Raw genomic sequence first — 22,177 nt, 5'->3', positions numbered from 1 at the left:
TTGGAAATACAAGGTTTTTAATAAAAAACGGGGTGTCAGACTTGACACTACCAAAAGGAAGGGGAGGGGCAGGATATGAAGGATACGGGGATTTCTGATTATAAAGAAAAAGCTTCCCATGGGGATGTGTTAATGCCAATGCAGCGTTATCGGTGTATCGTGCCTTTTTCTTATCAGGATCTGTCTCTTCACTGGCATGATGAAGTGGAATTTACCTGGATTGAGGATGGCAGCATTGATTATGATATCAATTTCGAAACCTTCCGGGTCCAAAAGGACGATTTGCTGCTCATATCACCCCATACCCTTCATTCCGCCCATGCGCTGAAAGAAGAGGAAATGATATCGGAAAGCCTGGTATTTCACCTGGATATGCTGGGGTATCAGACACCGGATGCCTGTACCATTAAATATATCAGCCCCCTTTTGAAAGGCAAATACCGTTTTATCCCTGTAATCCGCGCCGGTGCTCCCGGACATGAGGAGCTTCTGCAGTGCTTCCGTGAAATGCTGACCGGAGTGGAGGATAAGAATCATTCCCCGCTGCTTTGCAGGGAGGTTACCCCGGGGGAGAACAGGAAACGGGAAGGGAATGAATTGTATATGAAGGAGCTTCTCTTCCGTTTCTTCCGCCTTTTATACCAGAACGGTTATGTGGTAAAGAACGAAAACTCCGCAACCGACTCCGAATTGGAACGGAAGCTGAAAACCGTATTGACCTATATCCGGGAGCACTATACCGAAGCAATGACGATAGAAGATCTCGCTGAGGTATGCCATTTCAGCCAGGCACATTTTATGAGCTTCTTTAAGAAATTTGCGGGAATGACCTGTGTGGAATATATTAACCATTACCGTCTTTCCCGTGTGGCCGCTTCCCTGGCCCAGTCCGATCAGCCGGTAATGGAGGCCGCCCTGGAAAATGGGTTCCATAACATATCCTATTTTAATAAATTGTTCCGGAAAGAATTCGGCGTGACGCCCAAACAGTATCGTAAAGAAGCGGGGGCGCCTGTAAAAAGCGTAATCGCATATAAAATATAATTTCAATGTTGTTTATGCCGGGATTCCCGGGGGGAGCTGATATGGGCTATGTATTCTAACCGCATGGATACAGGAAGTATCTGTTATGAAATTTGTCTCGTAATGATATGCTGACAGGAATGATAAATATAAGAAAAAGATAGACGTTTGGAAAAATATAGAGGATAACAAGAAATACCGCCGTACCGATGATTGAAAAATCGTTGGTACAGCGGTATTTTTTATATTATTTTGAATTTCCAATGGAAAACTTGATTGAAGTCAAGGTATTAAGACATTTTATTGTTGACGGTTTATATATATAATGATAGAATTAATGTCATATTTAAAGTTTAAATGTTACAAATTTGTTGTTAAAGATAAAAAATATATCATAATAAAATCATAATCAAGATAGACAGGCTATCCAGAGGTTGAAAATAACATGATGTGAGGGAGGAAGTGCGTATGGAAAAGAGAAAAAAAGAAAGAGCGGCTGTAAGCTATAAACCAAAGCAGCAAAGCTTGTGGATGGAATTCAGGAAAAACTATTTTTTTTATCTGTTGGCAATACCCGGGATAGTAGTATTGCTTATGTTCAATTACATACCTATGGCGGGGATTTATGTTGCATTTGAAAATTATACCTATCAGGGAGGTCTGTTTGGCAGTGAGTTTGTAGGATTAAAGAACTTCGAATTCTTTTTTAAGAATATTAATAATGCACTCCGTGCTACCAGAAATACGATTGTTATTAACCTGGGAAGTATTCTTCTTGGAAAGGCGCTGCAGGTTACAGTCGCAATTCTTCTAGGAGATGTGAAGAGAAACAGCTTCCGTAAGGCCTCACAGACGATTATTCTATTTCCCTATTTTCTTTCCTGGATTGTAATCGGTGCATTGTCTGAAACAATTCTTTCCGACAAAAGTGGTATGCTGAACCAACTGATTGTTCTTTTTGGGGGTGAGGCGGTCAAATGGAGTACCCAGGCAAAATACTGGCAGCCTATCATTATTATTGCCACGATCTGGAAGGGATTTGGTTATGGAAGTATTCTGTATTTTGCAACGCTGACGGGATTTGACCAGGAAATCTATGAGGCGGCGGAAATTGATGGAGCCGGCAGGTTCAAAAGGGCTACCAGAATCACACTTCCTTTGTTGAAGCCTACTATTGTCACACTGCTGCTTCTGGATGTCGGTGGCATATTAAAGGGAAGTCTGGATCAGATTATGGGTATGACAAGGCTTAATCCTCTTTTGTTTGAAACGACGGATACGATTACCACTTTTGTATACAGGACAACAACACAGAATGGACAGTTTGGTACAGCTTCCGCAATCAGCCTGTACCAGTCAGTATTCGGATGTATCCTTGTCCTTACAGCGAATTTGATTGCAAGGAAAATAGATCCGGACTACGCATTATTTTAGGAGGGGAAAATCCAATGAAGAAAAAATACAGAAAGCTGCACAGAGAAAGTGTTGCAGGTATTATTATCCTGCTGATGCTGTGTCTGATATGTATACTGCCGCTTCTAATGGTAGTATCTGCGTCTTTGACGGATGAAAAGTATATACAGATGAATGGATATTCCCTTTTACCGGTAAAGCCGAGTCTGGCAACCTATCAATTCCTGATTATGAATAAGGGAAAAATGCTGTTGCATTCCATGGTTATGACAGTAAAGGTGGTTATTTTGGGGACGTTATTCAGTGTTTCGGTGGTCACCTGCTTTGCTTATAGTGTGACACAGAAAAAAGATGTCTTTCGTTTCACGAGGCAGTTGTCCTTTTTTGCATGGTTTGCCACTATTTTCAGCGGCGGCGTGCTGCCCTGGTATATTCTGTGTACGCAGTATTATGGTCTGAAAAATAACGTTTGGGCAATGTTTATTCCTTATGGTATGAATGTTTTTAATATGTTTATTTTGAGAGGTAATTTCCGGCAGATTCCGGAAGAGATGTTCGAGTCTGCGAAATTGGATGGTGCCAGCCATGCACAGATATTCTTCAGGATTTCCATCCCTTTGGCACGGTCCGGGATTGTGACGGTGGCTCTATTTAATATTCTGACCTTCTGGAATGATTTTTATCTGCCCCAATGGCTTATTTCGGACAGCGATTACATGACACTGCAGAAGATGCTGTATGGTATGCTGTCCAATGCGCAGGCTCTTTTGAAGAACTCGGAGCTGTCAGATGTGTTTTCCAAGATAACCCTGCCGACGGAAACAGCCAAGATGGCTGTAGCGGTAATGGCGATACTGCCGTTGATGCTGCTGTATCCATTTGCGCTGCGGTATTTTGTAAAAGGAATTAATATGGGAGGTGTCAAGGGCTGAACACATGAAAAAAGGAATATTTGCTGCCGGATTCCCTCGGCAGCTGAATATATAAAATGAAAAGGAGGTTTTGTTATGGGAAAGAGGTTTTTGGCAATTTTACTGGGTGTATCTTTGGCGGCTTTTGTATTGACAGGATGTGGTAATACAGCGGCCGAACAGACGTCTGCATCCGAAAGCGGACAGGAAGTTTCTGGGTCTGAGAGTACACAGGACAAGGAGTCTTCAGAAGGCAATATTGCCCCGGTATCCCTGCGTTTTGTAATGTATGGGGAAGCAGGGGCACGTGATTCGGAGTTTTTGAAAGGGGAGTTCCATGACAGAGTTCTGGAAGAATTAAACATGGAAGTCAGTGTTGATTATGTGCCCTGGGGAGGGACGGATCAGATTGCAACAATGATTGCTTCCGGGGAGAAGTTTGCATTCTTTTCAGGTATTACGGCACCTGGATTTTCGTCATGGGTTAGCAGCGGTTATTTTGCAAAGATGGACGAGGAGATGTTTAAAAGACTTGCCCCTAACTATCTGGAACAGCGAGGTGATAGCTGTTTTGACTGTGCAACATACAAAGGGGATATTGTTCTGATCCCCGCAGGCCAAAATGTATATGGCTCTATGTATGACAATCTGAACGTCAGAAATGACATTCTCAATGAGGTGGGCTGGGATGTTTCCCGGATTAAGACATACGATGACCTGGTCGCAGCGTTTACTGCCGTACATGAAGCAAAGCCGGATTTGCCAATCCTTGCAGATGCAGGTAAGCTGATCCGTTTTCTGGATTCCGTAATTGCGGAAAATGCAATATTTGACGAACCCTCTCCTTGTGAATTGGCGGTGGTAAATGTCCTTGACCAGGAGAGCGACGAGGTGATCAACTGGCTCGAAAGCGAATACTTTGAAAAACTTTGTAAACTGGCGGAGGACTGGTATGCGAGAGGGTTCATCACAACGGAAAACCTTACCGACCCGGCTTCCATGTCGGCAGCATGGACTGCGGATAACTGCCTGGCTACCTTCGGAGGTACGCCTTCCCTTTACAGTCACAGAAATGCGGATGATCCCGAGACTCTTGATATAGAGTATCTGAAGCTGGATAACAACCCGGTTTTTATCACCAAAAACTATGACTGGGCATGGGCTATTTCTTCTGCGGCACAGGATCAGGCAGAGGATTATATCCGTTTCATCGACTGGATGTATGCAAATCAGGAAAATCATTTGTTCGCAATGTATGGCGTGGAAGGCAAAGACTGGAATTGGAACGAAGATGGTGAGGTGGAAAGAACCGTAACGGATGCTTTCTTCCCTGACTGGATGCATAAGTCCCTGAAGCTGCTTCCGATATCGGAAACAAAATATGATAAAGCGGAAGTGGAAGTCTATATGAATTATGATGAAGACGCAATTATGAACAAAAAAACAGGATTTGCTTTTGATAATTCCGCGGTGGCTACGGAAGAAGCTCTCCTGCTGGCAATTGTACAGGAGAAGGTAAAGCCAATTGCATACGGAATTTCTAACTATGAGGAAGAATTTCCTGCAGTGCTGGAAGAGCTAAAAGCAGCAGGTCTGGATAAGTACGTGGAAGAATATCAGAGACAGTTTTCTGAATTTATGGCGGGTAAATAAGCCGAAGGCAGAGCGGAGGCAGGATCACAGGAAGGAAGCTGCCTCCGTTTCCCATTAATCAGGTGTCTGCTTTACGAAAAAGAGAGGATAGGGCAGGATATGAAAAAAGTTAGAATTGGCCTGATCGGAACAGGAAATATATGCAATGGAACGCATATTCCGGGCTACCAAAAGTGCGGGGACTGTGAGATAACTGCAATTTGTGACTCTAACCCGGAAGCCCTTATACGCACGGGAGAACGTTTGGGTATCCCTGAGGAACGCCGTTTTTCGGATTACCGGAGATTGCTTGCAAGCGGTCTGGCAGACGCGCTGGATATTACAACTTCTAATGATTGTCATGTGGAGATTGCCATAGCAGCGCTGGAGGCAGGATATCCGGTGAGTGTAGAAAAACCAATTGGTATAAATTTCGAACAGAGTCTGAAGCTGCTGGAAAAATCGAAGCATACAGGACTGCCCGTATTTGTATGTTTTTCCTGGAGATACCAGGGCTTTGTGCGGTATATGAAGCATTTGATAACAGAGGGGACACTGGGGCAGCTGTATCATATTTATGTGGAATGTATCAAAAACAGCGGCCTGTGGAAGGGCAGACCTTTGGAATGGCGCTTCCGGGAGGAGAAAGCGGGTTCGGGCGTACTGGGAGACCTGGGATCCCATATGTTCGATGCCATCCGTTTCTTCGGAGAGGAGGTGGTGGGGGTCTACTGTGACAGCGGAATTATAATCAGGCAGCGTCCTCTGCCAGGTTCAGATGAAATGGGAGAAGTGACAACCGACGATTGGGATAATGTGGTATGCCGTTTGAAAAGCGGGATCGGTGCTGTAGTAAAGCTCAGCCGTACGATGACAACGCAGAATGACTGTATTACCTTTGAAGTGGTGGGATCGGCGGGAGGTATACGGTTTGAGTACCGGGGCGGAAGGCAGAGGCTTCTTCTGTGCGCCGGGGATGATATTCGGGAAAACCGATACCAGGAGATATCCGTTCCGGAAGAATTTGAATGTGAAGCGCAGAGTATTTCCTTTGTGAATCTATTACTCGGAAGGCCGGACAGCCATGCGGCAACCATTGAGGATGGCATTTACAGCCAGGCAATTGTGGATGCGGCAAAAATGTCTGCCAGCCTGGAAAGACAGGTGAAAATATCGGAGATGTTCAGGGAGGTTGATATATCATGAAATATGGAACTCTTGTCCGGATTCCGGAAGGGGAAGACAGGGAACGGATATGTATAGAGAGATTTTCCAGACTCCGGGCGATGGGAATGGATGCTTGTCAGTTGGTTTATAAGCCTGCTGTTTACAGGCCGGAGGACGCGGACATCATCAGGGAATGCGCAAAACGCTATGGGGTGGAGATTTCGGCTCAGTTTTGCGGCTATTATGATGAACTGTTCACCTGGGATACCTTTTATGATTATTATCTGGCGGGAATGAACTCTCCGATTTTTGGAGAGAGCCGTATTCGGTATCTGCTGTCTGCGATCCCGTTTATGGAACGGCTTGGGGTCACGGATATGGTCGTTCATGCAGGCTTTATGTCAAATGACCCGTTTTCAGAAAGTTATACGCGGATGCTTTCCTGCGTCAAATTACTGGGAGGGCGGCTGAAAAGCCGGGGTATGAACCTTCTGTTTGAGACAGGAGGGGAATCTCCTGTGGCCATGCTGCGTCTGATTAGGGATTATGGACTTGGAAACTTATATGTAAATCTGGATACGGCGAATTTAATTATGTACGGTTATGGAAATCCCGTAGATGCCATGTACACCTATGGAAAATACGTGAGAAATGTCCATGCAAAGGATGGGTTCCCTCCTACAGATCCGGAGACTTGTGGAAAAGAAACGGAACTTGGTACCGGTTTTGTGGATTTTGAACGTGTGATAAGACAGCTTCTGGATGTGGGGTATGAACGGTATCTTATTATTGAACGTGAATTGAACGGCGGGAATGGTGATGCGGAAATTATAAAAGCTCTGAATTATCTGAAGACTATTGTTGTCAGACAAAAAAGGAAGAATAGAGAAAAATCCATTGGAGGCTAAGAGTGAAGAGAGAAATAACCGGAAATATCATTCTGCCCGGCCGGATTCTCTACGGCGGAAAAGTACTGTGTGAAAATGGGATTATTGTGGGGATAAGCGAGCATTTCTGCAGGGAAACACAGAAGCTGCCCTTTGTTTTGCCGGGGCTGGTTGATATTCATAATCATGGCGGAATGGGACATGATTATATGGAGGCAACGCAGGAAGCATTTGAGGCGATATCAGGTCATCTTCTGCGGCATGGTGTGACCACAGCACAGTGTACGACTGTGAGCGCCCCCATAGAGCAGCTTGAGGCTGTGCTCCGATTTTTCAACACATGGCGGAAACAGGAAAATGGCAGGCGGTGCCGTTTTTGCGGCATACATATAGAAGGGCCATATATTTCGCATAAAAATAAAGGCGCCCATCCTGCCGGGGCTCTGAAACTTCCCCGGGACGGGTATGATTGGGTCCTGGAAAACAGTGATATTATCCGGGAAATCACAGTGGCACCGGAGCTTCGGGGCATGCCGGAGATGATCGAAGATCTCTGCCGGGCAGGCATCGTGGTATCCGGGGGACATGATGATGCGGAACCGGAGGATGTGGAAGAGGCTGTGGAAAAAGGGATGAGACACTGTACCCATATTTACTGTGCAATGTCTACCCTGCATAAAACCGGCCTGCAGCGTCGCTGCGGTCTGTGTGAGTATGCAATGACCCACAGTGAAATCACGGCAGAAATGATTGCCGATAATCATCATACACCACCCTGGCTGGCACAGATGATATACCGGTGCAAGGGGGCTGACAAGCTTTGTGTGGTGTCTGATGCTATTGCACCGGGAGGGTTGAACGAAAAAGAAGGCATGTTTTCACTGGGGACAGGGGAAAATTGCACACAGGTTTTTGTGGAGGACGGCGTGGCTGTTGTGGGAGATGGTAGTTGCTATGCAGGCAGTGTACAAGCGCTTGACAGTATGATCCGTAATCTGGTAAAGGATGCAGATATTCCTTTGGTGGATGCTGTGAGGATGGCAACTCTTACACCGGCAGGGGTCGTTGGGATTGAACAGGACTGTGGGAGCATTGCAATTGGGAAAAGAGCGGATTTTTGCATTATGGACAAGAATCTGGAAGTGAGTGAGACCATTGTGGAAGGGAAAACGGTATTCAGGAAGGATAGAGATGGAAGAGATAAAAACAGTGAACAAAGTTACCTGTAAAGTAGTGGATGAGGAATGGGATGTGTATTTTGATATGGCATTAGCTATGCTGAAGGAAATAATGGAGCATAATGCCAGGAATGAAGCCACAGTGATGATAGTTCCGGTAGGGCCGACACAGCAGTACCCAATTCTTGCAAAGATGGTAAATACATTTGGAATTTCTTTGAAAAATGTACATTTTTTTAATATGGATGAATATCTGACGGATTCGGAAACTACGGTTGACAGGGAAGATCCTATGAGTTTTTATGGCAGGATGAAAAGGGAGTTTTATGATCTTGTGGATCCCGGGCTTATAATGCCGGACAGCCAGAGGCATTTTCCAAAACCCGGCAGAGAAACGGATTATGACAAAATGCTGGAGGAACTGGGAGGTGCGGATGCCTGCTTTGGCGGACTGGGGATTAACGGGCATGTGGCATTTAACGAGGCGGCTGAACCGGAGGATCCTGTCACCGCAGATGAATTTGCGCAGCTTGGTACCCGGGTCCTCAAAATCACCCGGGAAACCCGTACTATTAATGCATATGGTTATATGCGCGGAGATCTGCAGAGAATGCCCGGCTGGTGTATTACAATAGGTATGAAGCAGATACTTCAGGCCAAAAAGATTTACATCGCATTGAACCGGCCCTGGCAGACGGGGCCGCTCGTGCACGCTCTCCATGACAGGGAACAGGGACAGGTTCCCGCGACTCTTTTGCGCAGGAATCCGCGTTTGACCTTCTGTATGACGGCGGCGATTGCGGAGGGGGTTACAGGACTTTGATGCGTATTATTTGGGAAGAGGAAAGGAGCCACGCAGAATGGACAAGCGTAACTGGCAAATTATTTATTCCAATTATGAAGGCCCGCAGAAAAGAGCTGTTGAATTGGTTTCACGCGAGATAGGGGGACGTATCCTCCGGGATAAGGGAGTTTATTCTTATCATGTGCTGCCATGTAAACATGAGGAGGTACTTCCGGCGTCGAATGTAATCGTGTTGGGAACCTTCCGGGAAAACAGCATTATAAGAAAGTATATGGAACCGGAAAAACCACCCCATAACGGTTACGTGGTAAAGGTCATGGATCATCCGCAGACTGCGGGCTGCAAGCTCGTCCTGCTTTGTGGTTATTCCTCCACAGAAGTGTTTTATGCTGCGGCTGATTTTACGGATGATTATCTGGCAAAGGCAATTCCATCCTTTGATGCCTGCATTCATCTGGAACAGGAACTTTTTATAAATCCGCTTCCGGATTACGTGATCTCCACATCGCCTGATTTTCAGACGAGAAGCGTCTTTACCTGGGGACATCCTATCAATGATTATAAGGCATATCTGGAGGACATGGCCAGAATGAAACTCAATCAGGTGATTATCTGGAATGATTTTCTGCCGGTGAATGGGAAAGATGTCGTGGAGTACGCACATAGCTATGGGATTGAGGTTATATGGGGGGTTGCCTGGGGATGGAGCCAGAAATGTGCCCAGACAGATATTCATGACCTGGAAAATCTCAGCGATCGGATTCTTGAGGAGTACCACCGGACCTGGCAGGGAGCATGCGGAGACGGGATCTATTTTCAGTCATTTACAGAGCTTCCTTTCGATACAATAGATGGGGTTTCGATTGCAGAGGCGGTTACTGAGCTGGTGAATATGACAGCAGGTAAAATTCTGGAGGAAAACCCGAAGCTGCATATTCAGTTTGGATTGCATGCAAGTTCGGTTAGAGAACATCTGGAGGATATTTCCGGCGTGGATGATCGTGTTGAAATTGTCTGGGAGGACTGCGGTGCCTTCCCATTTAAAGCGGCAGATCCAGGGTTTGCGGCTCCGTTCTCCGAGGAAGCTTATCAAAAAAAGCAGCTGTTTAGTGAGAGTATTCTGAATTTGCGGGAAAAAGGGAATTCCGGAATCGTATATAAATGCCAGTTGACTATGGACTGGTCCCGAAACAGAGTAAAACAGCAGGCAGGACCCTACGTGATGGGGGAGATGTCGGAAGAACTGATAAAAGAGGACGATCAGTTAATATCTTATGCATGGCGTTATTATTGTACGAAGTGGCTGGAACACGGACCGGAAGCTTATCGGATTACCAGGCATATTCTGGAAAAATCCGACGGAAAAGCAAATATGTGTCTGGCAGGCATGTTTTCCGGCGGTGTCTGGTTTCCAACGGCACTTTGTGCCCAGATGTTCTGGAACTGCAGGGAACCTTACAATGTAATACAGGAAAAGGTGCTGCTGCGGAAGCGGATCCGATTTTGAAAGGGAGGATAAGGGTGAATCGTATCAGTGCATATAGAGAAGAGTTCTACCGGATATTGACACAGAACTTTGTCCCATTTTGGGAAAAATTCTCGCCGGATCCTGTATATGGAGGATTCCTGTGCGGGTTTGAACAGGACGGCAGCCTGTTTTTTGAGGACAAATCCGTGTGGCAGCAGGGACGTAGTCTATGGATGTTTTCAAAGCTGTATCGTGAATTCGGTGAAAAAAGGGAATGGCTGGAGATTGCCCGTTCCGGCTATGATTTCATAAACACCTATTGCTTTGATGAAAAGGGGCATATGTATTTTAAAGTGACCCGTGATGGGAAACCGTTGGTAAACCGCAGATATTATTACTCGGAAGCTTTTGCAATTATGGGGTATGTGGAATATTATCTGGCGACCGGCCAAGAGGAAGTCAGACAGCGTGCATTGGCTCTATTCAGAAAAATGTATTACTACTATACGACTCCGGACTGTTTCCCTCCAAAAGTGGATACCCGAACCAGGAATAACCAGGGGCACAGCATCGTAATGATTATGTTGAATGTTTGCCAGAATATGAGAAGAATTGATAATTCCCCTCTTTACGACGAAGTTATAACGGACAGCATTCACCGGATCCTGAATTTCTTTGTAAAAGAGGAGGAAAAGGCGCTGTTTGAGAATGTAGGACCGGAAGGGGAACGTATCCATTCGCCGGAAGGAAGACTGATCAATCCCGGACATTCCCTGGAAACCGCATGGTTTCTTATGACAGAAGCGATACATAGAAGAGAGGAACCTCTGATGAAAAAGGCCATGCAGATTACCCTATGGTCACTGGAGAAAGGCTGGGATCCGGAAATGGGAGGTATTTTCTATTTCGTGGATGTAGAGCAGAAACCGGTTTTAAGCCTGGAATGGGATATGAAGCTGTGCTGGCCGCACTGTGAGGCATTGATCGCTTTGCTGTATTGCTGGTGGTATTCCGGGGAGGATATTTACATCCAGTGGTTTCATAGAGTTAAGGAATATCTGTTTGCACATTTCTCCGATCCGGAGTATCCGGAGTGGTACGGCCACCTGCACCGGGACGGCACGCCTATAACAAAGATCAAGGGAAGTGACTGGAAGGGACCTTTCCATAACGTCAGGGCGTTTATGCTTATCACTCAGCTTTTGGAGCAAATGGAGAAAGGCGGATTACAGTTAAAATAGCGGGAACAATCGTCAGAATTTTTTGGTTTCCAAAGCTTCCTCCGTTGAATTGATAGCGTTCCGGATTTTGTCGTCGCCATGCAGGACAAGATAGATGTACAGGGTATCGATGATAGTAAGCTGGGCAATGCGGGAAGTCATGGCAAGGATACTGTGTTTGGTTTCTTCCGCATTGGTGAGCAGACAATAATCGCTGTATTTTCCGGCGGGGGATTTCGCATAACCCGTGATGCAAATGGTGGTAGCACCATTCTTTTTAGCTTCAGCAAGTGAGTTAACGATATCCACGGAGGAGCCGGAGTGGGAAATGGCTAATACCACATCTTCGGCAGTGAGGTGAGAGGCGATGATCATTTGCATATGGCTGTCGGAATAGGCGCAGGCGGAAAGGCCAAGACGTACCAGTTTGTGAGTGGCATCCAGGGCGATTGAAGCAGAACAGCCAAGCCCAAAAACCGAGATGGTACGAGCTTTAAGCAGGGCGCCGGCAACGGCTTCCAAAGTATTCCCGGACAAACGGTTTCTGGTGCGTTCCAGCGTCAGTATGATATCGGAACAATGTTTCTGGTAGAGTTCCAGTGCAGAATCGGATTCTGTAGTGGCTGTGTTGCCGATGAAGCTGCCTCCTAACTCCCGGGCAATATTTACTTTTAATGCCTGATAACCGCTCAGTCCCAGCTTTTTGGAAAAACGGATAACGGTCGCATCTCCGCAGCCGCAGGCAGCGGCCAGTTCACTGATTGAAAGCCCGATGAGCTCAGAAGGATGCTGGAGAAGCCAATCTGCCAGCTTGCGTTCCCCTCTGCCGAAGGAACTGTACATATTTTGAATCTGGATAAGTGTAGTTTCCATTTTGCCTCCGGTATTGTCATCTTCTGAGACGAAATACTGAAATTATAAAATAATTGTGACTGTTAGTTACAAAAAATTATACCATAATCTGTAAAAAAAAGAAATGACTATCATTTATGAAGGGAGATTTTATGGAAAACAGCAGTTTTTTAAAAAGTATGATCCTTATGGAATTAGAGGACGCAGTGGGTACGCAGAACTGTTCTACCAGGGATACTGACAAGATTGCCCACAGTGTGGATTACTATTGGCTGTCCCGTATGTGGGCGGACCGCGGCTGCAGAATGCCGGAAGCGGATTATATTGTATCTCCGAAGGATGCCCGGGAGACCTCACGCGTGCTCCGGATTGCTAACTATTATAAAATACCGGTGACTACCTGGGGAGGCGGAGGCGGTACGCAGGGCGGAGCAATTCCTGTAGCCGGAGGTATTATTCTGGATACGAAGAGAATGGACAAAATTTATGAAGTGAATACGGACAGTATGTATATTGAATGCGGTGCGGGTGCCATATATAAACATTTGGAATGGATAGCCAACCAGGCAGGATATGCCACCATGCACTATCCCAGCTCTCTGAACTGTTCCACTGTCGGCGGATTTCTGGCACACAGAGGCATCGGTGTGGTTTCCACCAAATATGGGAAAATGGATGACATGGTGCTGCAAATGGAGGTGGTTCTTCCAAATGGAGATATTATTTATACCTCTCCGGTACCTAAGCATGCGGCAGGGCCGGATTTAAATCAGATCTTTATTGGATCGGAGGGTACCTTTGGTATAATCACAAAGGCGCAGATGCGCATTTATGAACAGCCGGAAGAACGCAGGTTCCGTGGCTTTTTATTTCAGGATATGACGAGCGCCTTCCGTGCTTCAAAGGAGCTTTTGCAGAAGTTCAAGCCTTCAGTCATGCGTCTGTATGACCCTGCGGAAACAACGACTCTGATTAAAAAGGTGGTGGGTGTAGAACGGGATGGTGCATTCATGAACATTGCCTGTGAGGGCACAAAAGAGATCGTGGAGGTTGAGGAGAAAATTCTTTTGGATACCTTCCGCAGATATGGAGCGGAAGATTTGGGATGTGAATACGGAAAAAAATGGTGGGATGAAAAGATCACCTTCTTTTATCCCGGCCATATGATGGATCTGCCCCAGATGTTCGGTACTATGGACACCATTGCCACATATGACAAAATAGAAACTATTTATCGGGAAATGAAGAAAGCCGTGGAATCAAACTTCCCTCAGGCCAGATTTATCGCTCATTTTTCCCATTGGTATGAATGGGGCTGCATGATCTATGACAGATTTATCGTAGATAATCCTCCAAAGGATCCGGAAGAGGCAATGAGGTTGCATCAGGAAATATGGACCTGCGGCGTAAGGACAGCATTGAAAAACGGAGGCGTGGTAAACGATCATCACGGTGTGGGAATCAAGCTGGGGAGATTGATGAGAGAACAATATGGACCTGCTATGCAGGTGTTTGAAGGCCTGAAAAAGCAGCTGGATCCAAATGGGATAATGAATCCCTTTAAACTTGGACTTTAAGGAGGGGAATGTGAGTGATGAATCTTTCGGAAAAGAGCAGACAAAATATTGATTCCTGCCGCTTTTGTTGGATGTGCCGCCATATCTGCCCTATTGGCAATGCGACAGGGCAGGAGAGAAATACGGCCCGTGCAAGAGCGATGATACTGTCTATGGTCAACAGAGGCAGTGTGGAACTTACGCCGGATATTATGGATAATATTTATGAATGTGCTTGTTGCAGCGCATGTACCTGTGACTGCGTGGCGGGCCGCGATCCTGTGGAGTTTGTCAGGGAGGTGCGCAGGCAGGCGGCTTTCGATCAGAAAACCCCGGCTTATATTATGAGATTGATAAATAACTGTATGGAAAGCGGAAATATGTACGGGGCCTCAGAACTTGACATACAGCTGAAAGCAGCAATTTCCGCCCATGAGGCAAGGACTTCACTTCTTCTGTACCTGGGAAGTGACGCCAGGTATCAGGCGTCGGAGGATGCGGTGAATGCGATCCATCTTTTGGAAAAGGCGGGTATCTCCTTTACTGTCCTTTTACGGGAGCCGGACAGCGGGGCTGCTATGGAATATCTGGCAGGCGGTGTGGAGGAAACCAGCCGGATGATGAAGGAGGCAGTAGCTGCCATGAATAATTTTGATACGGTTATCATTTATGAACCCTTTGATGCAAAAGTCATCTGCAGGGAATACCGGGAGTGGAATCTGGGCCTGACCGCACGGACACAGACATTCCCGGCTTTTATCAATACACTTTTAAAGGACGGAAAACTGGCGGTTACTCGGGGAAAAGAGAAGGTGACCTATCAGGATCCCTATATACTGGCAAGAGAATTGAATGAAACGGAAAATGCCAGGGAGGTGATAGCAGCCTGCGGAATACTCTGTGAAACGATGAATAACAGAAAAAATACCGTGCTGGCAGGACATCTGATCATGGCACAGTATAGACCGGATATAATCCGTCTGGCAACAGAAAGGCGGCTTGTGGAAAACAGGGCTTCGGGCGCCTCTGTCGTGGTGGTTTCCAGTGTGGCTGAAAAAATCGCAATGTCGCAGGAGGGAAAAGAGTTCAGGGTAATCACCCTGGAAGAGCTGGTGCTGATGCATCTGAAGGAGGGCTGATCATGCTGGTCGGATTAAAAGAAATTCTGGGGAGGGCACAGGCGGGAGGTTTTGCGATCCCTGCATTTAATGTTTATAACATGGAAACGGTTATGGGGGTAATCCAGGCTGCGGAAGAAAAAAAGGCTCCGGTGATCTGCCAGGTGTACAACAGACTTTTTACACAGGGCGGTGCCAGATTTCTGGCTCCCGTAGTGTTGGAAGCGGCACACAGCACCTGTGTTCCGGTCTGCTTTCATATTGACCATGGGGCAGGAAAGGAGGAAATTGTCAGGGCCATCCGTTATGGCTGTTCAAGTGTCATGATTGATGCCTCCGCTTGTGACTATGAAGAAAACATAAAGAGTACCTGCGAAATCGTAACACTTGCATCCGCCAATAATATGGATGTGGAAGGGGAACTGGGACATGTAGGAAGCGTAAATGATGCTGGGACAGACGAATTTACAGTTCCGGAGGAGGCGAAGGACTTTGTGGACAAGACTGGTATCGCCGCCCTGGCAGTTCAGGTGGGTACTGCACATGGACGCTATAAAAAGCCTCCCAGATTGGACATCACGAGAATAGAACAAATCAGTGGGCTGGTTAATATTCCTCTGGTCCTGCATGGCGGTTCAGGGATTCCCGATGATCAGATTCGGGCAAGTGTGAAGGCCGGAGTTCGTAAAATCAATTTCGGAACGGATTTGTGTTATGCTTTTCTGGATCGGGTAAATGCAGTATCCAGGGGGATTTATGCGCTGGATTTATTTATGAAAGAGCCGGTTGCCGGTGTGAAAGCCTTTGCCGCCGGTAAGATAGAGCTTTTGGGGGCGGATGAGAAGGCATGAAGAAAGACAAGGCAATAGAAGTGTCAGGAATCGGTGCATGTGTGGCGGATAGCTTGTACCGGATACCGTATTTTCCGGAAGAGAATACGAAACTGCAGGCCCTTGAATCCGTGATGGCAGGGGGCGGACCTGCGGCCACCGGATTGGTGGCCGCCGCAAAGCTGGGCTGTCGCAGTGCCTATCTGGGTATTTTGGCGGCAGACAAGGAAGGGCTTTTTCTGATGGAGGATTTCGCCCGATATGGGGTGGACACCACTGGGGTAGATGTTCGTACAGACGGCCGCTCATTTACTTCCAGCATCTGGCTTAATGCCGAATCACAGAGCAGGACATGTGTATTCGACCGGGGGACACTGCCCGCTTTCAAACTCAATGAAAGGGCCGTTGCAATTCTCAGACAGGCAGATATCCTTATGGTGGACGGGAATGAGCTGGAAGCCGCTCTTGCGGGAGCTGATGAAATTCATCGTCACGGCGGAAGGGTTCTCTATGATGCAGGTGGAAGATATGAAGGGGTGGAAAGGCTTCTGCCCAAAGCGGATATTCTGATTCCTTCCGCAGAATTTGCGCGGGAAGTGACAGGAGCGGATAATATCAGGGAAGCTGCCATATGCCTGTATGAAGCTTATCGGCCGGAAGCGGTAGTGATTACGGATGGAAAGAACGGGGGCGTGCTGTATCAGGGGGATGAACTGAAAGATTATCCGGCCTATTCCGTGAAAGCAGTGGATTCCAACGGAGCGGGAGATGTTTTTCACGGAGCCTTTGCCGCTGCGATGCAGAAAGGCTTTACTTATGTGGACTGCTGTTCTTTTGCAAGCATGACCGCTGCTTTAAAATGTATGGGAGTAGGAGCAAGAAGAAGTATCCCGGATTATGATACGGTAATGAAGAAACGAGAGGAAGGAAAGGTATCATGAAATATTTACTGGGGATTGATTTCGGCGGCGGTGCGTCCAAGGCCACGCTGATAGAGAAGACCGGGATAATCGTCGCTGAAAATACAGTTGAATATGAGACCAGTCATCCGTTTCCGGAAGCCTGTGAGCAAAGCCCCCGGGACTGGTATAACGCGCTTTGCAAGAACAGTAGGGAGATACTTTTGAAAGCGGGAATACGAAAGGAACAGATAGCCTGCGTTGCGCTGGATTCCGCCACGCATACCGCTGTGCTGTGTGATGATAATTATGTGCCGCTGCGGCCGGCCATTCACTGGACGGATTCCAGAAGTACGCAACAGGCAGCGTATCTGAAGGAAGCCGGAATGGAATGGATAACACAACAGGCTTACCATAAGCCGGATACCATCTGGACATTGCCGCAGCTGATGTGGGTTAGGGAAAAGGAACCGGAAATTTTCAGTAAAATCAGACATATTTTTTTCGAGAAGGATTATATCCGTTATTGCCTGACCCAGGTGTACTGCACGGATGAAATCGAAGCCCAGGGGAGCATGTTGTATGACTGCCCTAAAAAGCGATGGTCCGAAGAATTGTGCCGTCTGGCAGGGATTTGTGTGGACTATCTGCCTCCGGTGGTACGTCCGGCGGACCCGGCTGGTTTTGTAACGCCTGCTGCTGCGGCAGATACCGGACTTGGCGCCGGAACGCCGGTAATATGCGGAACTACAGATACGGTTTTGGAAGTATTTGCATCCGGGGCGGTCAGCCCGGGGCAGATGACGGTAAAGCTTGCAACTGCCGGAAGGATATGCGTTATTACAGACAGGGCCTGGCCTCACCCCCAGCTGATCAATTATTCACATATAGTGGAAGGTCTCTGGTATCCCGGAACTGCCACAAAATCCTGCGCGGCCTCCAACCGATGGTACCGGGATACCTTTGGCGGGGACTATGAAACATTGAACCGGGAGGCGGAGAAGATTGGGCCTGGCGCGGACGGGCTTCTCTTTCATCCGTATTTGAACGGTGAACTGACACCCTATGCCGATCCGCTTTTATGCGGCAGCTTTACCGGGATCCGGTCGGGGCATACCAAGGCCCATTTTAACCGGGCGGTACTGGAGGGGATTTCCATGTCCCTTCTGGATTGTATGCAGGTGATACATGCGATCGGGATTCCTGTGGGAACACAGGCAACCCTGCTCGGCGGCGGTGCCAGAGGTGCACTTTGGCGTCAGATTACTGCGGATATGCTTGGCATCACTTTGGTGACAGCAAAATCCAGCGATTCCTCCCTTGGAGCCGCTATGCTGGCCGGGGTAGCGGCCGGTATTTTCGGAAGCTGTGAGGATGCTGTGGAAAGATGTGTCAGACAAAAGGAGATTATTGTTCCCAACCCGGATAACACTCTGTTTTATCGAAAACGGTATGAACGGTATCGGGCAGTTGCAGCGGCTCTGCAGCCGGTTTATCATTTATAAAAGGACGGGAAACATATGTTTTCCTGTCGGGAAGAGAGGAAAAGGAAATGAATGTAAAGAAAACTTATAAACCGACAAAAGGCTATACTCCTTTGTGTAAAATTGGAGAATGTTCCCTTAAACGTCTTGAATTTGGCATGATTGAACTGGATGCAGGAGATCTACAGGATTTTGATACGCTGGATAAAGAGACTGCATTCATTATGCTGGAAGGGCATTGCGACGTGCGTTTTGGAGATACGATTTGGGAGAGAGTGGGTAACAGAAATACGGTATTTGAAAACCGGAAAGCGGAAAGTTTTTATATGCCCGTAAAACAGAAGCTTTCGATAGAAGCGCTGGATCATGTGAAAATTGCAGTATGCGCAGCTGTGGCGGATGAAAAAACACAGCCTCAGCTGCTGAGGGAAAACCATGTGACATTAAAGATGTTGGGAAAACAGCCTTACGAACGGGAGACAAGCTTTATTATTGACAGCAATTCCAATGCCAGGGTTCTTACCATAGGGGAATCCTATGTAACGCAGGGAAACTGGGCAGGTTTTCCGCCTCATAAACATGATGAGGATAATATGCCTGCAGAATGTATCGCAGAGGAGATTTATTATTTTATGTTCGATCCGATTCAAGGGTTTGGGGTGCAATGTCTGTATACGGCAGACGGAGAGGTGGATGAGGCTTATCGTGTTAAAAATGATGAACTGGTGGAATTGCCCTTTGGGTATCATACAACCGTTATGGCGCCGGGGTATGCCTCCTATTTTCTGTGGCTGATGGCGGGTGACCATCAGGGTTTTAACAGGAGCAGCGACCCGGAGCATGCCTGGACTGAAAAGAGGTAGGAATGCGGATAATAGTATGCATGAAGCAGATGGCGGACGGTTCATTTAATCCTTTTGATACAAGTGCACTGGAATGTGCGTTACAATTGATGCCGGATCAGATAACGCTGTTAACAATGGGAAGACCGGAGGCAGCTTCCTGGCTGGAGGAACTCACCCGCCTGGGGCCTGTGGATGCGGTGCTTTTAAGCGATATGGCTTTTGCCGGATCAGATACGCTGGCAACTTCATATGTACTTAGCTGCTGGCTGCGCAGAGAGACTTACGACCTCATTCTCTGCGGACGGCAGAGTATCGATGGAGAAACAGCCCAGGTAGGGCCTGAGCTTGCGGCTATGCTTGGACTGGAATTAGTACCCCGGGTGATGGGTGCAAAGACAGAGGGCAGACATCTGATCTGCAAAACACGGACAGGGCATATAAGAACGGGATTTCCAGCTCTTCTGACGGTAGAAAGAGCCTGGGATATCCGTTTTCCGTGCCTGTTTGCTCAAAAAGGGAAACTGCAGATAATGTCAGCCGAAAATCTTGGGGCAGATCCTGCACGGTGCGGCCTTATGGGTTCTCCGACACAAGTGATTAGAAGCTGCGAAAATACAGGCGGACGGAGAAATTGTCAGATGATCGCGCCCCGGGATATTTGTAAGATTATCCGAAAGGCACTGGAAAAAAACGAAGATGGTTTCTGCAAAATCCAGAATGCGGAAGAGAAATCAGAAGAAAAGCTGCCGTTCTTGTGGATAACAGATCCTGTTCTGGAGACAGTAGCCGGAAGACTTGCAAAACAGGTGTACCTGGTACCGTTAGATCTGACAGAGAACAAAACTTTAAGTAAAGAACAATTGCATTCCTTTGCGGAACTGGTAAGACGGTCGAATCCGCCTGCGGTTCTGTTTCCTTCCGACTGGAGATCCAGATATGCTGCATCTGCGGTTGCAGCTCTTCTGGAAACTGGTTTGTGTGCGGATTGTACGGCACTGTCGGTGGAAGGCGGAGAGCTTCACATGATAAGGCCGGCTTTTAGCGGCAGCCTGACCGCAATAATTCGTTGCAGGACCAGGCCTGCCATGGCAACGGTACGCACATTGGAGTCAAAAGAAGAAACACTTATTTTATCTGTGGGAAAGGGAGCGGTTTCCTGTAAAAAACAGATTTTGGAATGGGCCGACAGGTGCCAGGGAGCAGTTACGGCCACAAGAGCCTGTGTGGAGAACGGAGAATTTTCTTATGAAGAGCAGGTAGGGCTTACCGGTAGAAATGTGTCACCTAAAGTCTATGTTGCCCTGGGAATTTCAGGAGCAGTCCATCATATTGTAGGAATGGAATGTTCCGGCACCGTGATAGCGGTTAACCTGGATCCCGAAGCGCCGATTTTCCGGTATGCGGATTATGGGATATGCTGTGACATCACTGAATTCTGTAGACATATTCTAAGCCTGACAGATACTGCTGAGAAATAATCGCAGGTATTATATGTATGCCCGCTAAAACGGGCAGATGGAGATGAAGATGAAAAACGGAGTGTTTCTGATAACACATGATCCGGATAATGGAACGATCCGCTCGATCGTAAATCGACAGGATAAAAACGGAATGAACTGGTGTGCTGACGGATTGGAATGGGGGAGGATCAGGCTTGATAATTATACGGAGGCTATGGCGGAAAAGATAGAGATGAGGCCTATTTCTTTTGAAGAGAGTGATAACTGCAGTAAAGCGGTTTATTCCAACGGGCTTCTTAAGGTGATGGCAGAACGTTTTTTTGATGAGACCGGCTGTCTGAACGAACGTTATACCGTCCATAATCCGGGTACAATGGATGTTTTTGTGGAACACGGTGAAATGAGTATAGCTGTTCCGTTTAATGATATTTATACAGATGCAGGGGAATGTTTGACAAACCACTGTCATGCGCATATATGGTGCGGCCATCATTCGGCCTTTGTCAGAGCATGTAAAATGGGAAAAAGTGATATCAATCTGGGGTTGGTACTGGTGCGGGGAGCAATCGACAGCTATAGTGTAAATGGCTGTCAATCAAACCATCGGGGAGAAATTGTTTTTGATATTGAGCATCTCGAACTTCTCGGTAAAGAAAACTATGTGCTGGAATGGAAGCTATTCTGGTATCGGAACGAGCAGGATTTTGAAGAGATTGCTCATCGGACGGAATCTTACATAGGGATTGAAGCGGAGAATCAGACCGTATTTCCGGAAGATAATATTTCTTTCACTTTTACCCTTTTGCATATGACGGAGAAGGTGAGAATTGTGTGCAGGGGGAAAGAAATTCCCTACACCCTGCAGAATGGAAGGGTACAGGTTATCTGGTACCCGCGTTGTACGGGAGAACACCGTTTCCTGATATTTTACGGGGATAGAATAACCTATGCGGATTTTATTGTAAAGGAACGTTTTACACAAATACTGGAAAAGCGAGTACGCTTTATTCGGGAAAAACAGCAGTATAGCAGGGCGGGCAGTCATCTTGACGGTAGCTATCTGATTTATGATAATACGGAGAAAAACTGTATCTTTGATGCACAGGTGCTTGACCATAATGCTTGCCGGGAACGGGTTGGGATGGCTTTGTTAATCGTTAAGTACCTTCAGAAGTATCAGGATGATGCACTGATGGACTCCCTGAAGCATTACATCACCTTTATGAAAAGAGAATTTTTCGAAGAGGAGACGGGTGAGGTCTTCGGAAACGTAGGAAAGGACAGGGGACAGATCAGGCTTTATAACGCACCTTGGCTCATCACACTGTTTACGGAACTGTATTCCCTGACTAAGGATAAAAATTATTTAATTACTGTGTCAAGCGTTTTTGAAAATGTCCCAAAATAAGTGAAACATTAGCCCCGGTAA

Annotated in this window: 19 protein-coding genes; 18 read left to right on the top strand and 1 reads right to left on the bottom strand. The window is 46.9% G+C overall.

Annotated features, from left to right (window positions below):
* Nucleotides 1-75: 75 nt before the first annotated feature.
* From DXA36_RS31535 to DXA36_RS31495, 10 genes are all read left to right on the top strand, one after another.
* Nucleotides 76-1,044 (top strand): AraC family transcriptional regulator, encoded by a 969-nt coding sequence (locus tag DXA36_RS31535; protein ID WP_118683419.1) that lies wholly within the window; start codon nucleotides 76-78, stop codon nucleotides 1,042-1,044.
* Nucleotides 1,045-1,491: 447 nt separating this feature from the next.
* Nucleotides 1,492-2,457, top strand: a complete 966-nt coding sequence (locus tag DXA36_RS31530; RefSeq protein ID WP_118683418.1) for an ABC transporter permease — start codon at nucleotides 1,492-1,494, stop codon at nucleotides 2,455-2,457.
* A 14-nt stretch (nucleotides 2,458-2,471) separates the two neighbouring features.
* Nucleotides 2,472-3,368, top strand: a complete 897-nt coding sequence (locus DXA36_RS31525) for a carbohydrate ABC transporter permease (RefSeq protein WP_182479344.1) — start codon at nucleotides 2,472-2,474, stop codon at nucleotides 3,366-3,368.
* A 75-nt stretch (nucleotides 3,369-3,443) separates the two neighbouring features.
* On the top strand, nucleotides 3,444-5,000 hold the full coding sequence (locus DXA36_RS31520) for an ABC transporter substrate-binding protein (protein WP_118683414.1): 1,557 nt from the start codon (nucleotides 3,444-3,446) through the stop codon (nucleotides 4,998-5,000).
* Nucleotides 5,001-5,099: 99 nt separating this feature from the next.
* Complete coding sequence (locus DXA36_RS31515) at nucleotides 5,100-6,185, top strand: Gfo/Idh/MocA family protein (protein WP_118683413.1); 1,086 nt, start codon at nucleotides 5,100-5,102, stop codon at nucleotides 6,183-6,185.
* Complete coding sequence (locus DXA36_RS31510) at nucleotides 6,182-7,054, top strand: sugar phosphate isomerase/epimerase family protein (RefSeq protein WP_118683411.1); 873 nt, start codon at nucleotides 6,182-6,184, stop codon at nucleotides 7,052-7,054. Before DXA36_RS31515 ends, DXA36_RS31510 begins: the two co-directional genes overlap by 4 nt.
* 2 nt (nucleotides 7,055-7,056) lie before the next feature.
* Complete coding sequence (gene nagA, locus DXA36_RS31505) at nucleotides 7,057-8,262, top strand: N-acetylglucosamine-6-phosphate deacetylase (RefSeq protein WP_118683409.1); 1,206 nt, start codon at nucleotides 7,057-7,059, stop codon at nucleotides 8,260-8,262.
* Entirely contained in the window at nucleotides 8,225-9,034 is an 810-nt protein-coding gene (locus DXA36_RS31500) for a 6-phosphogluconolactonase (protein ID WP_118683407.1), read from the top strand. The genes nagA and DXA36_RS31500 overlap by 38 nt, the downstream gene beginning before the upstream one ends.
* Nucleotides 9,035-9,071: 37 nt before the next feature.
* A complete protein-coding gene (locus DXA36_RS33245) occupies nucleotides 9,072-10,523 on the top strand; it encodes a hypothetical protein (protein ID WP_182479343.1) in 1,452 nt (483 codons plus the stop codon).
* A gap of 14 nt (nucleotides 10,524-10,537) precedes the next feature.
* On the top strand, nucleotides 10,538-11,725 hold the full coding sequence (locus tag DXA36_RS31495; RefSeq protein ID WP_182479342.1) for an AGE family epimerase/isomerase: 1,188 nt from the start codon (nucleotides 10,538-10,540) through the stop codon (nucleotides 11,723-11,725).
* A 12-nt stretch (nucleotides 11,726-11,737) separates the two neighbouring features.
* On the opposite strand, the gene DXA36_RS31490 is transcribed toward DXA36_RS31495, so the two are convergent.
* On the bottom strand, nucleotides 11,738-12,577 hold the full coding sequence (locus DXA36_RS31490) for a MurR/RpiR family transcriptional regulator (protein WP_118683403.1): 840 nt from the start codon (nucleotides 12,575-12,577) through the stop codon (nucleotides 11,738-11,740).
* Nucleotides 12,578-12,708: 131 nt separating this feature from the next.
* On the opposite strand from DXA36_RS31490, the gene DXA36_RS31485 reads away from it, so the two are divergent.
* From DXA36_RS31485 to DXA36_RS31450, 8 genes are read left to right on the top strand one after another with little or no spacing between them, the layout of a single operon-like run.
* A complete protein-coding gene (locus tag DXA36_RS31485) occupies nucleotides 12,709-14,133 on the top strand; it encodes an FAD-binding oxidoreductase (protein ID WP_118683401.1) in 1,425 nt (474 codons plus the stop codon).
* Between the two features lie 17 nt (nucleotides 14,134-14,150).
* Nucleotides 14,151-15,251, top strand: a complete 1,101-nt coding sequence (locus DXA36_RS31480) for a (Fe-S)-binding protein (protein WP_118683399.1) — start codon at nucleotides 14,151-14,153, stop codon at nucleotides 15,249-15,251.
* Nucleotides 15,252-15,253: 2 nt separating this feature from the next.
* The gene (locus tag DXA36_RS31475) at nucleotides 15,254-16,081 is read left to right on the top strand and encodes a class II fructose-bisphosphate aldolase (RefSeq protein ID WP_118683397.1); all 828 of its coding nucleotides are present in this window, start codon (nucleotides 15,254-15,256) and stop codon (nucleotides 16,079-16,081) included.
* Nucleotides 16,078-17,001 carry a carbohydrate kinase family protein gene (locus tag DXA36_RS31470; RefSeq protein WP_118683395.1) on the top strand — a complete coding sequence of 308 codons (924 nt, stop codon included), beginning with the start codon at nucleotides 16,078-16,080 and terminating at the stop codon, nucleotides 16,999-17,001. Before DXA36_RS31475 ends, DXA36_RS31470 begins: the two co-directional genes overlap by 4 nt.
* Nucleotides 16,998-18,464 (top strand): xylulokinase, encoded by a 1,467-nt coding sequence (locus tag DXA36_RS31465; RefSeq protein WP_118683393.1) that lies wholly within the window; start codon nucleotides 16,998-17,000, stop codon nucleotides 18,462-18,464. Before DXA36_RS31470 ends, DXA36_RS31465 begins: the two co-directional genes overlap by 4 nt.
* A gap of 47 nt (nucleotides 18,465-18,511) precedes the next feature.
* Nucleotides 18,512-19,306 (top strand): 5-deoxy-glucuronate isomerase, encoded by a 795-nt coding sequence (iolB, locus tag DXA36_RS31460; RefSeq protein ID WP_118683391.1) that lies wholly within the window; start codon nucleotides 18,512-18,514, stop codon nucleotides 19,304-19,306.
* 2 nt (nucleotides 19,307-19,308) lie between these two features.
* The gene (locus DXA36_RS31455; RefSeq protein ID WP_118683389.1) at nucleotides 19,309-20,766 is read left to right on the top strand and encodes an FAD-binding protein; all 1,458 of its coding nucleotides are present in this window, start codon (nucleotides 19,309-19,311) and stop codon (nucleotides 20,764-20,766) included.
* Between the two features lie 49 nt (nucleotides 20,767-20,815).
* Complete coding sequence (locus DXA36_RS31450; RefSeq protein WP_147366669.1) at nucleotides 20,816-22,156, top strand: hypothetical protein; 1,341 nt, start codon at nucleotides 20,816-20,818, stop codon at nucleotides 22,154-22,156.
* Nucleotides 22,157-22,177 lie beyond the last annotated feature (21 nt).

It is taken from the genome of Eisenbergiella sp. OF01-20 (genome assembly GCF_003478085.1).
Lineage (GTDB): Bacteria > Bacillota > Clostridia > Lachnospirales > Lachnospiraceae > Eisenbergiella.
This window is presented reverse-complemented; position numbering and strand designations above follow the sequence as displayed.